Origin of the sequence: Tenacibaculum xiamenense (assembly GCF_964513065.1) — a bacterium.
GTDB lineage: Bacteria > Bacteroidota > Bacteroidia > Flavobacteriales > Flavobacteriaceae > Polaribacter > Polaribacter xiamenense.
This window is the reverse complement of sequence record NZ_CAZEQU010000034.1, coordinates 155,724-168,652: the sequence shown is the minus strand read 5'-3', so window position 1 is coordinate 168,652 and position 12,929 is coordinate 155,724. Positions and strand designations below refer to the sequence as shown.

The window sequence follows — 12,929 nt, the reverse complement described above, 5'->3', positions numbered from 1 at the left end:
CGAAGTCGCTTTTTTATTTTGTATTTTTATCAAAACAAAAAGTATAAAACTTTAAAATTCACAAGGTTAGTACTATTTTTTTTCGATAATTTAATTTCAAATTAAAAACCCTCCTTACAATGAAATTCAAATTATTGAAACTATTTACTATAGTTCTCTATTCAAATATTTTATTTTCTCAAAGCTTTATTGAAAAGCAACTTCCTACTCCTGATAATTTAAGCTCTATATTTATAGGTCCACTAATTCGGTCTACAATTCATTACGGAGCAGTTCCCAATAACTTCAATGGTGACGTTATTCTTTTTAACCATGGCTATATCGATCTAAATCAACTTTTCTTTACTAATAACACATTTTATGAAGATGCCTTTAATGCTGGTTATCAAGTTGTTTTTGTGGCTACCACTCGAGGAGAAGGTATGTGGAAAAATGGTGAGTTATTAGCTGAATCAATTGATATGATATGTGACAAATACAATGTAAATGATCTTAACATTATTGCTCACAGTAACGGTGGAAAAGCTAGTGAAGTTGCCATGTATACGCACAATAAAAGTGACAAGGTAAAAAGAGTATTTGCTTTGGGTACTCCATATTGGGGCACTTATTTAGCCGATATTTCACAACAATGGTGGTTCAACTGGATATGGCGTCATACAGGTCTTAATGAGGGAAGTGCTACATCCACAACGTATTATTGTAGAGATGTTGTTCGTCCATATTTTGATAATCATCCAAATAACGAACCCAATAAGTTTTATGTTATTGGTGGCTCTGGTTTTGCCAGTGGACATACTATTTTAGCTCCTTTAATGTTTACCAGCGGCGCTATCTTATATACTAGAGAAGGAACTAATGATGGTGTTGCTTCCTATAATAGTACTTTGAGACCTAATGGTAACTTTTTATTTAATAAAAATGAGCTTAGACTTGATCATATCGACGTTGCTTTAGGTCAATATGTATGGAACTATATTGAACCAATCCTTGCTGGAAATTCATCTAGAAATACCTTAACAAGTAATAGTACCAATACAAACATATTTGAGGCATCAAGCGACTATCAAATAATTCATTCAGAAAACAGTTATGACCAATTGACCTTCGATAACGATAGCTCAAAAGGGCGATTGGTTGTTTTTCATCCCAGTAAAAAAGAAGTTTTTGACTTAAAATCTGATGTTTACCATATTTCTGAAAATGAATTTTGCGCAGAAAAAAGAAATGGTTTTAATAATCATGTAAGCTCATATGAAATTTCTTCTCTAAAAAGAAACATTTCTCTCTCTTCAAATTCAAAATATGTTGCTTACTTACATCAACCGAATGGTGCAAAAATGATTTATCAATATGACAAGCTATCAAAACTTGTCAGTATAAACTTTACAAATACAAGTACTGATGTTAATTCAACAAAAATTACTGCTGTAATATCAAAAGACACAGATCTTTTAGGTAATAAAGCGTCAAACAGCACTTTTATAAAAACATTTAGCTTTAATGAAAACGACGAAAGTTTCGTTTTAGATATTTCAAGTTTTGATGAAGGATCCTATAGTATATATGTTTCCGCAAATCATAAAAACTTTAAAAGAAATATTATATCAGGATTTACTATTGGTAAATTGGATATTTCTAAACTAGCAATAAAAACAAACACAACATCAACCAATGAATTAACTTTACGACTACAGAACACTTTGGTTGACCACTATTTGAACTTTAATCTTACTGGTTATAATAAGTTTAATACAGCTACTAATTATCGTCTTAATGTATTTAATTTAAATGGCCAGAAAGTAATGGAAAGAACAAAGAAAATTCGTTCTGGAAATTTTAAGATTAATGTTGAGGAATTACATTCAGGACTATATATCGTACAAGTAAATTTAAATGGAAAACTAAAAAGCTTTAAAATAATTAAAAACTAGGTTCAAGTTATTTTAAAGAGATTGACTATTAAAAAAACTAAGGTTTAAATGAACTTAAGATATAAATAGTAGAGTGTTTAGAATCACAATTAGTGTAAAAAAAGCCCGAGATTACTCTCGGGCTTTTAATTTATATGGTCTTTAACTCTTATATTTTATTGTTGAATACCGTAAAAATTACCTACGTTATCCTCAATATCAGAAGCTTTCTTAATAGCTTCAAAAATTTGGAATGATTTATTTCTACGCTCATTCGCCAATCTCTTTCTGTAAGTATCATAATTAGGTAAAGCCGTTGGTAACTCTTTAGATTCAACAGCAAAAGCAAATACTCCTCTATCTCCAACTACATTATTGAAAACTTCATTTTCTTTAGCACTTAGCATAGCTCCGATAACTTTTGGCTCGTATCCAACTCCTGCTAATGTAGGCGATTGTAAGTTTACTTTATTAATATTTCTAACTGTTTGTCCAGCGCTCTTCGCAATTTCTTCCAATGTAGATCCTGCCATTTTAGCTTCTAACATTTCAGCTTTCTTCTCTTTCACTAAAATAGGTCTAACTGTAGCCGTAGCTTTATCTACAGACATCAAACCTTTAGCTGTTTTGTTTGTTAAAACAACAACCGCATATCCTCCTTCAATATCAAAACGCTTGTAATCACCAACATTTACATCCTTTTCAAATGCCCAAGTTATAATTTCTCTTTCGCTACCTAAACCAGGAACATTTTCATCTAAAGCCTTTAAACCAACCGCTGGTAAAGATTTTAAATTCTTTTCTTTTAACGTTTCATCATAACTCTTTCCGTTTGCTATATCCTGAGCAAATAACTCAGCATCTTGGTAAATAGTATTTTCAGTTGCATCAGAAGCTACAATTTCTTTTCCAAAAGTAGCTAACCTTAATACAGGTTGAAAATTCTTTTGATCCTCAATTCTAATTACATGAAAACCGAAAACCGTTTTTACAACACCTAAATCATTCTTATTTCCCTTGAAAACGAAATCTCTAAATTCAGGCACCATTCTGTTATACCCGAACCAATCGTAAAAACCTCCTTTAGAAGCAGAACCTTTGTCTGAAGAAAAATCTTTTGCTAAATCAGCAAACTTAGAAGGAGTTTTCTTTACAGCAGCAATCAAACTATCCGCTAAAACCTTAGCTTCTTCTTCTGTTCTTGTAATAGATGGGTCGGCACTTGAAGCTCCAACAAAAGGAACTAAAATATGTCTTGCTTGAGCAGAATCAGGTAATTGAGTAACTTCTGTAATTTTTGATAATTTGAAGAAGTTAGCATCTTTATATGGTCCAAATACGTCTCCTTCTTTCCCTTCAAATAATTTATCAGCAATTACTTGAGGTACTTGAACTTTAAATTGAAACTTATCATCAAAAGAAACATCTGAATCATTTTCATTAAAAAACTCAACATAGTCTGTTGCATTCTTTAACCCTGTTAATTTAATTCCATTTTTTTCAGAATCTTCAATTAACCCAGCAACTGCTTGCTTGATTACTTCCTCATCTTCTGAAGTTGGTTTAATATCAAACTTTACAAATTTTACGTCTCTTGAAGCTTCCACTTCATAATTTGAAGCATGAGATTCAATATATTTTTTTACATCTCCTTTCGTTACTGTAACTAAACTATCAGCAATTAATGTATAAGGAGCGTAAACATACTTACCTGAAATTTTAGTATTTTCAGTAAGATACTTGTTTTCACCTTCTTTTAGAGAAGCTCCTAAACCAGATGTTACTAAATTATCATATGTAGTTTTCTGAAGATTACTTTTTAGAGATGTCATATATTGTTGCCATGCTCTCCACTCATCTCCATTAGCTTCTTTAATTGTTGCCAAAAACTCTGTGAATTTAGACTTGTCAAAAAGTCCTTCTGTTTGGAATCTTGGTTGATTTTGAACACCCGAAGACTCAATTAAAGCTTTCATGATATCCGCTTCACCAACAGTAATACCAGCATTTTCTAATTGAGTTTCATAAATTTTTTGACGTAACAAGCTATTCCAAACATTCTTTGCAGCTTGCATTTCAGAAACTCTTCCTCCTGAACTTTGCTTATATGCTTCTAAAGCATCAGCAAACTCCTGACGAGATATCGTTTCACCGTTCACGGATCCAATATCATTTACTTTGGTTGAGTTGAAAAAATCTGAAATAGTAGATGGGTCTAACACAAATGCAAATAGCGCCAAACCAACAACAAGTATCAAGAACATTGAGCGTTCTCTAATCTTCGATAAAATTGCCATACGTCATTTTATTTAATTAACAGGGGCGAAAATACAATTTCACATTTAATAATGCAACGTTTTTTTGGCTGTTTTAGAGTAGAGTTTGCTTAAAAAGAGCTTATTCCTCAGTTAATACTTCAAAACTGATTGTATCAATTTTAGAAGCACTGACCTTCAATATTTTAATTTGGAAATGTCCTATTATTAAAACCTCGTCTTTTTCAGGAATATTCTCTGTATGGTTAATAATGAATCCTCCTAAAGTTTCGTAAGCATCTTCTTCTGGAATATTCAAATCATATTCCTCATTTAAATAGTCAACATCAAGTCTTGCTGAAAAATGGTATTCTTTTTCATTAATTTGCTCCTCTAGTAATTCAATACTATCATGTTCATCTTCAATTTCTCCAAATAACTCTTCCACAATATCTTCCACTGTTATTATTCCTGAAGTACCTCCATATTCATCAACTACCACAGCAATGCTTCGTCGTTTTTTGATAAGTGAATTTAAAATATCATTACTAATCATTGACTCAGGAACAAATTCAACGGGTAATAAAATAGATTTAATACTTCTAGGTTTTTTAAATAACTCAAAGGCACTTACATACCCTAAAATCTCATCCAAAGAATTTTTATATACGATAATCTTAGAAAGTCCAGTTTCAATAAAAAGTTCTCGCAAATCCGCTACAGTACGATGAATATCAACTGCAATTATCTCAGTTCTAGGCACCATGATTTCTCTTGCTTTCACTTTATGAAACTCTAGAGCATTTTGGAAAATATGAATCTCTGAATCCACTTCTTCTTCATTACTACCTCCATCTAGTTGCTCAGAAATATAATTTCCTAATTCCTCTTTACTGAATTCTTTTTGCTCAGTATCTTCTTTTGTTTTAAACAATACACGAAGAAAAAAGTCTGAAATCTTACTAGTAATCCAAGTTGGGATAAAGAAAATATAATAAAAGAAATATGCCGGAATGGCAAATAACTTAAGTGTTTCGTTTGCATAAATTCTAAAAATTGCCTTTGGTAAAAACTCAGCCGTTATTAGAATTATTATGGTCGAAATTAATGTTTGTGATAGCAATTTTGCCTCTACTAACAAATAATTGATTATTGTATATTCAGAAGGTAAAAACATTTGAAACCAATCAATCAAAAGTTCACCCATAAAATAACTATAAATCACCAAGGCTACATTGTTACCTACAAGCATGGTGGTTATAAATCTTGATGATTTCTCTGTTATTGTTCTAAGAACCTTTGCTAAAAAACCTTCTCGTTTTTTTTCTAATTCAATATGAAGTTTGTTTGCAGACACAAACGCTATTTCCATTCCTGAAAAAAATGCGGAAAATAGCACAGAAACGAAAATAATAATAATTTCAAATTGCATTTGTAGGGTTAATTTTGCTTGTTTCTATCGATAACTTTTTTTCTAAAGCGTCTTTTAAATAAAAAAATTAGCGTGATAAATATAGCAAAACCAAACATTATTAATGCCTGTGGTAGGTCAGAATTTATTTTTAATATTCCTTCTACCAAAAAAATAACCGCTACAACTAAGTAACCATATTGTAAATATTTCCAAAGTGTATTCATTATAACTCTTCTTCTTTTGTTTCTATTTGACCAGTAATATCTTTAGCTATCCACTTTGTTAAATCCTGTTTAGATTCAAACCCATAGCCATTAATGGTATCTGTAGGATTGGTTAAGCGAAAACCATCCTCTGTAAAAAAGTATTTTTCTTTTTGATCCCAAAACAATTGATTTGTCTCAAGTTTCGACTTTTCATTATGGTTTATAATCACCACATTATCTCTAATCTCTGAAATACTCGTTTTGTTATACGTTAATGCATAATTTCCTGTAATGGTTACCGAATCTTTACCGTTGTTTTCGTAAGAAACGATTTTAATTCCGTCTGGAAACTCATTATATGGATGTTCTTTTCTATTTGTAAAATCATGCAATACAGGTGTAATTAACTTTGATGTTACTTTACCTGAATCTTTATAAACATGGTAAATATTTTTCCCAACAGCAATTGGTAAGTTTTTGTCTGCAAGAAAATCCTGCACCTCTTTCTTTGTATTCGTACATGAAAAAAACATTGCTACCAAACCAATGATAGCAATGTCTTTTATCAATATTTTTTTTCTATTTATCATATGTTATGGAACACGTACTGTTTCTCCAATCCAACATCCAATTCTATGAGATGAACCTGAAGCAACTCCTTTTTGGAAAATTAATTTCTTAGAAGGGATATTCGCTCTATAGCTTTTAATATATCTACCAGCTCCACAACCTGGATCAACTCTTTGTGCTTTTAAAGCTTTGTTTAAAGCCGCCACATAAACCATTCTTTTTTCAAATACATCGCTACCACAAGAGTTTGCACTCTTTTGATATAAACTTGCAATATATAAGTATGCTTTACCATAGTTAGGATTATACTTTAATGCCTCCAATGCCAAAGCTCTACCTCTACTTCCTCTTGCTCCTTGTGCCTCTCTTAACTTAAGTTGTGCTTTTTTGATAGGATCTGTTTCTAAATCGAAAGCCTTCTTTCTCATATCAGCAGCTCCCTTTTTATCTCCATTCTTTTCTAAAACACCAGCAACAAAGTTAAATGCATCTGCTGATTGTGTTGCATCTGCATAAGCTGAAGCCAATTTTTCAAATAAAGGATCTTCTTGACAACCTTTGTTATACATACGAGATACAGCTCTTCTTAACCAAATTCCATTCGTTTTATTAGCTTCAAAGTCTCTAGTATAAATTGGTATTAATCTTTCACAAGTAGCGATTTCAGAAATCTTACTATCTAAACCTCCTTCTACTTGACCTAAAGAACTAGAGTTTACCCTTGCCGCATTTAACTTTTTCTTCTCTTTTGAATCCAAAGTTCCAGCCTCTTCTTTTGGTACTAATACAGCCAATCTTTTACTGTAATCATCTAACTTTTCCTGCACTGATTCAACTGCTTCATCATAAGTGTCAAATACTTTTTGCGGATCAGAATCTTTATATTTTTCCACTACAAGCTCAAAATATCTTAAGATATTCTTTACTCCCATGTTTTTTGCTCCTAATTTAAAAGCTTTATCAAGAATACCGAATATTTCATCATTTGTACCTAACTTATTTTTGTACATATAGTTTGCATAATCTCCATGTACTCTAGCAGGGCTTTTCTTTGGAAAATGTGTTAATCTTCCCTCATATATTCTTTTAGCCAATCCGTGATCTCCAGTATTTTCGGCGATCCTTTCTCCTAACTTATAAATATTAACTGATAATGAGGGACAGTTCGTTAATAAATATTCGAGATTTGGTTTAGCCGCGTCATATTTTTTGTTAGTAACGTCTCCTTTAAATAGGTTATACTTTATATTGCACTCTTGACTTGCTTGCGCTTTCACCCCATTTACGGCTACAAACAAAAAGACTCCTGTCAGTAAATACGTAATTTTTTTCATCATTTATCAGTTTTATATTAATCTATCTTTCTTTTAATGAACCAATTTAAACTGTTTAGAGATAAACTCAACTTCATATTAAAATAGTTCTCTTTGACTAAATTATTATTAATAGTTCCTCTTTGTCCGTACTCAAACCCAAGATTTACATTTGATAATAATTTTGGCAATGGTAATCCGATTCCAATATTTATGCCAAAGTCGTCAATCGATGTTAAATTTTGTCCTGTTCCCAGTCCATCAACCAACACTCCTAACTTTTCAAAACGAACCCCCGCTCTATAAGTTACCCTATCCCAGTAACTAGATATAGAGTTAATTTTAGGAATATAATACCCTCCCATAGAAAGTTTTCTTCCACTTTCGTATTGATAACCGTTAGTTGCTGTATTAATTCCGTTAGATGTTGTTATTGCTTTTCTAAATTCTTGATTAATTCCAACGTACCACTTATCCGTTTTTCCTAAACCAACTCCAAAAGCTGCTTTATAAGGCATGGTAATATTTCCTGATATATTTCTTGTATACAATGTATCTCTACCTTGTTCAATTCCTGTATTACTCAATGTTAAAGAATATAATCTTTCAGAACCTGTGGCTGATAAATCACTTTCTAAAACAACGGTAGCTCCTGTATTGAATTTTAATTTGTTTTTTAGCTCTGTTTCGTATTGTGCTCCAAATTTAAACTGTCCTCCTCTAATATTCAACTCTTCTTCGTATTTTGTTCCAAGAGAGACGTTATTTTTTTGGTTAAAAATGTTATTTTCAATATTTCCGAAAATAAAACTAGCCTCTGCTCCAACAGAAAACCCTTTAAAAAGGTAGGCTCCAAAACCAGCATATAGTCTATTCGTTCCTCCACTTCCTGTAAACCTCGAAATCTCTAACAAATCATCTCCAGAGTAAGTACTGTTTAAAAGTCCATATCCAACCGATGAAAAAGGTTGTAATCCAACCGTAAGTCCCATCTTTTTTCCTAAAGGTAAACCTAAAGCGATATATCTTAGATTTGTCGATTTCCCTGAAGAAGAACCATTAGATTCTTTTAAGGTTAAAAAACTCAAACTTCCCCCGATAGCATATGTTGTTACTCTTAAATCAGCATTTGCCGCTGGGTTTGTAAAGTTTAAATGATAAGTATCTTTCATTGCAACTCCTATCCCTCCCATAGAAGATTGCTCTACTGTTAACTGGTCAAAATTTTCTCCAATTCCGAAGTAAGAATATGGTGATGCGCTATTACGCTGTGCTACTATTGTTGTTGTTCCTAATGTTAATATTCCTAATATAAACCTCTTAATCATCCGCTAAATTATAAATCAAAATAGTGTGTAATCCTTCCAAAATAAAATTCGGTTGGGCAAATATGACACTTTTTAATTGTTCTTCCAAGAATTTTGTATCGCCTCCTGTTAAAACAACTGTTAAATCTTTATATTCGCTTGTATATTGATTAATAAGTCCTTTTATTTCATTACATACCCCATTTATTACACCAGAATGAATTGAATCGTTGGTATTCGAACCAATAAATCCATCAATTTTACTTCTTTCTAGCAAAGGTAACTTCGATGTGTATGCGTTAAGAGCTTTGTATCGCATTTTTATTCCCGGAGAAATTGCTCCACCCAAATATTCTTTGTTTTTGCTAATAAACTCATAGGTTATGCAAGTACCCGCATCAATGACTAACACATTTTCATTTGGGTATTGATTCACTGCTGCCGCAGCTAAAGCAATTCTATCAACTCCTAAAGTTTTTGGTGTATCGTATTTATTCTTGAAAGGTACTTTTGTTTCCGAATTTAAAAATAATGGGGTTAATAATTTATCGATTTCGACTATTTCTTTATCTGTAAAACTGGCCACAGAAGAGATAATACTATGCTCAATGAAAAAATCTTGAAAAATTTTCTTTAAATTTTCAATTATTTTTTCCTTTTGAAAAATGAAAACCTCCACGATTTTACCGCTCTCAAAAACAGCTACTTTAACTCTCGTATTACCTACATCAATGATTAAATTCATCCCTATATTTTTAGAAAACTTCAAAATTACTACTCTTTTTTTATTTCTTTTCTTTTGGTAAATTAAAAAACGATTGTATATTTGCATCCGCTTAGCGAAAGTAGCTAACTGGTGCCTTAGCTCAGTTGGTAGAGCAAAGGACTGAAAATCCTTGTGTCCCTGGTTCGATTCCTGGAGGCACCACAAAAAATAAAGCTCGCATAAGTCTTGCGAGTTTTATTTTACCTTAAGCTACTTCGATTTGCAACTGGTGCCTTAGCTCAGTTGGTAGAGCAAAGGACTGAAAATCCTTGTGTCCCTGGTTCGATTCCTGGAGGCACCACCTAGAAAGCCTAAACAAATTTGTTTAGGCTTTTTTATTTGTAATACTATTCCTCCACTTTTCTGTTTTTCTAAATTTTTAAACAAGAGGTTTCATACCTATATTTGCATATGGCAAAATCTTTACTTTTTATTCCAGACATTTCTGGTTTTACCAATTTTGTTCAAAATACAGAAGTCGAACATAGTCAACATGTAATTGCTGAATTACTAGAAGTATTAATAGCAGCCAATACACAACAACTTTCCTTAGCCGAAATTGAAGGTGATGCTCTCTTCTTTTATAAAGAAAACGAAGTTCTATCTCAAGAAAAATTGTTGGCTCAAATCGAAACTATGTACACGGCGTTTTACGGGCATTTAAAAATAATGGAAAAAAATAGGATTTGCCCATGCATGGCTTGTTCTAGTGCCATTAATCTTCAACTCAAAATCGTTGCTCACATTGGCGATTTACAATTTTTAAAAGTTCAGAACAATAGAAAACCTTTTGGTGAACCAGTAATTCAAGTACATCGTTTACTAAAAAACACTATTGATAGTGATAACTATGCCTTAATCAGTAAAGAATTAGCCGAAGAAATAGACCTGTCACTTTCTTATAAAAGTTCTTTATTTCATTTTGAACAAGGAAATGACACCTATGATACCAAAAATATCGATTATATTTTCTCAGAAATTGATGCCAACAAACTCAAGCTAAAACCATTTTTAGAGGAAAGCCATATCGTGTTGAACAAGGCTCCGAATATGGTATTTGAAAGGGTTTTTAAAACAACCTCGAATCAACTTCTGGAAGTTATTACCAACTATAAGTATCGAAATCTCTGGAGCGAAGGTGTTGATGACATCGAATTTAACATCAATGAAGTTACCCGACTTGGAACTGAACACGCTTGCGTTATAGGAGGAAAACACCTGAACTTTAAAGTAGTAACAAAGAAAAACAAGCATAACGAACTTATTTACGGAGAACAAAGTATAGACTCACCATTATTCAAAGAGCTTTATCAATTCTTTAATATTACGACTATTTCTGATACAGAATCAAAGCTAGAAGTAGAGTTCTATTGGGAACCCAAGTCGTTTGTTAAAAAAATAATGATAGCTTTTTTCGCTAAAAAACTACTTATAAAAAACTTCACTGGATCATTAGACCGACTTGAAGAAGTTATTAAAAACCTAAAGAACCTAGAAACCAATTAACTGATTAAAAGCAAATTGAACTAACCACATCTCCTTTTTTTCCTAAAGTTACTTCCCCCTATACACACAGTAAAATCCCTTTTTCAACTTAAGACATTTTAACCATCTTGAAAACAGCGGTTTACCCCTAAAAGCAAAAAGAGATTAACTTGTTGATTTTCAGACTATTCATTGTAAACAGAAAAAGTGTATTGCCTCGAATTTTTCATGATAAACAGGTATAATTTTGAACCATAACTTTAAACCTGACATCATGAAAACTACTATTGCACATTTTAAGCACTTTCACCTTAAAAAGTATATAAGTATTCTCTTTATATTGACCTCACTTTTAGTCCAGTCTCAAAATTATAGTGGTTTACAAAACAAAGATCTTGTAAAAATTGATGATGTTGCAGGATTACTATCCGACATTGTTTCTGATTTTAAAGGTAAAATAGATGGCGTTACAGTGTTGTATGATAGTGAACGTTCTTTAAAAATAAAAGTAGCCTATTCAGGTACTGATAAAGGATATTTATTCGCCAGAGTTCTTAATAGAAATAAAAAATCACAAAGTTTAATACCGAAAATAGATTTAAAACTTGATGGAAAAACAAGTCCTCAAGAATTGGAGTTTCTAATGTCAGATTCGGCCCCAGAGAACACAGAACTATCATCAAGTTTCCTCGAAATTAAAATCTCTGAAAGCAAAAACGCTTTTATCAAAAAGACTTTTTTGTACAGTTTAAACAAAAACTGGAAAAAGGAAATTAGTCCAGAAAACCTTATTATTCCAGTCGTTTTAGAACCAATAGGTAGTGCAACAATTTTAAAGGAAACCCAACAAAAAATTATTCTTCCTACAAAAAAACCTGTCTTAAAATTCGATAAAACCAAACTTGTAAGTGCCAGACTTTATACTACTCCTGCCACTTCTTTAATTCGCACTACTCCAAGTACAAGTTCTACTTCTAGCTCAACCAATAACTTAGACGGAACTTGGGAAAACACCAATAAAAACACTAGAAGTATCACCAAAATTATTATTTCTAATAATGCTACGAAGATCAGAGTGTATGGTAAATGTCACCCAAATGATTGTGATTGGGGAACGAAAACACTAAGCTCAAATAGAAATAAAACTATATACAGAAGCACCTATGACACTAGCCTTGCAAAAACCTCATTTCGCATTCAATTCAAAAACAATCAATTAGAAGTATATCGAGTGAAAGATTACAAAGCTCGAAATAGGGCTACACTCAGAAGTACCGAAAAATTCACCAAAAAGAAAAGTCTATTTATAACAGGAGTTTACACTCCTATTCTATCAACTGGAACAACCTCATCTTCATCAACAACTGAAGAAAAGGAAGAAGACCTAAGTGCTCACGGACCTGACAACGAACCTATTTCTTTATGGGAAAATCTAGTCGCAGACAATGACTTCGAGTTTCCTTATGAAATTACCAATATTAGAATGGATATCTATCCAGATAAAAATAAAGCTTCGGGCATCTTCTATTATTTACCCAGCGCTTATCATTTAAGATGGAATACCGATGAAGGTTATAAGTTCAGAATCATTTATGGAACTTCAGGAAGTGTTGATTCCACAGGAGATGTTCGAATGACAGGAACACTGACTCCTGGAATTAGTTCAAAGGAAATATCTTTAATGAAATCTTTATTGAAAT

General features: G+C 32.1%; 8 protein-coding genes and 2 tRNA genes. 4 read left to right on the top strand and 6 right to left on the bottom strand.

The features are described 5' to 3' along the window. Nucleotides 1-119 precede the first annotated feature (119 nt). A complete protein-coding gene (locus ACKTTV_RS15430; protein ID WP_408031758.1) occupies nucleotides 120-1,934 on the top strand; it encodes a T9SS type A sorting domain-containing protein in 1,815 nt (604 codons plus the stop codon). Between the two features lie 155 nt (nucleotides 1,935-2,089). On the opposite strand, the gene ACKTTV_RS15425 is transcribed toward ACKTTV_RS15430, so the two are convergent. The 6 genes from ACKTTV_RS15425 to ACKTTV_RS15400 form a co-directional block, all read right to left on the bottom strand. Further along, nucleotides 2,090-4,210: a peptidylprolyl isomerase gene (locus tag ACKTTV_RS15425; RefSeq protein ID WP_408031757.1), complete on the bottom strand. Its 2,121-nt coding sequence runs from the start codon at nucleotides 4,208-4,210 to the stop codon at nucleotides 2,090-2,092. A gap of 100 nt (nucleotides 4,211-4,310) precedes the next feature. Then, a complete protein-coding gene (locus ACKTTV_RS15420) occupies nucleotides 4,311-5,600 on the bottom strand; it encodes a hemolysin family protein (RefSeq protein WP_408031756.1) in 1,290 nt (429 codons plus the stop codon). Between the two features lie 205 nt (nucleotides 5,601-5,805). Further along, entirely contained in the window at nucleotides 5,806-6,378 is a 573-nt protein-coding gene (lptC, locus tag ACKTTV_RS15415) for an LPS export ABC transporter periplasmic protein LptC (protein ID WP_408031755.1), read from the bottom strand. Between the two features lie 3 nt (nucleotides 6,379-6,381). Beyond that, the gene (locus ACKTTV_RS15410; RefSeq protein WP_408031754.1) at nucleotides 6,382-7,695 is read right to left on the bottom strand and encodes a hypothetical protein; all 1,314 of its coding nucleotides are present in this window, start codon (nucleotides 7,693-7,695) and stop codon (nucleotides 6,382-6,384) included. 14 nt (nucleotides 7,696-7,709) lie between these two features. Continuing rightward, on the bottom strand, nucleotides 7,710-8,999 hold the full coding sequence (locus ACKTTV_RS15405) for a hypothetical protein (protein ID WP_408031753.1): 1,290 nt from the start codon (nucleotides 8,997-8,999) through the stop codon (nucleotides 7,710-7,712). Then, entirely contained in the window at nucleotides 8,992-9,723 is a 732-nt protein-coding gene (locus tag ACKTTV_RS15400; RefSeq protein WP_408031752.1) for a type III pantothenate kinase, read from the bottom strand. The genes ACKTTV_RS15405 and ACKTTV_RS15400 overlap by 8 nt, the downstream gene beginning before the upstream one ends. Nucleotides 9,724-9,833: 110 nt before the next feature. On the opposite strand from ACKTTV_RS15400, the gene ACKTTV_RS15395 reads away from it, so the two are divergent. From ACKTTV_RS15395 to ACKTTV_RS15385, 3 genes are all read left to right on the top strand, one after another. After that, nucleotides 9,834-9,906, top strand: a tRNA-Phe gene (locus tag ACKTTV_RS15395). A 66-nt stretch (nucleotides 9,907-9,972) separates the two neighbouring features. After that, nucleotides 9,973-10,045: transfer RNA gene (locus ACKTTV_RS15390), tRNA-Phe, on the top strand. A gap of 110 nt (nucleotides 10,046-10,155) precedes the next feature. Further along, entirely contained in the window at nucleotides 10,156-11,250 is a 1,095-nt protein-coding gene (locus ACKTTV_RS15385) for a DUF2652 domain-containing protein (RefSeq protein ID WP_408031751.1), read from the top strand. Nucleotides 11,251-12,929 lie beyond the last annotated feature (1,679 nt).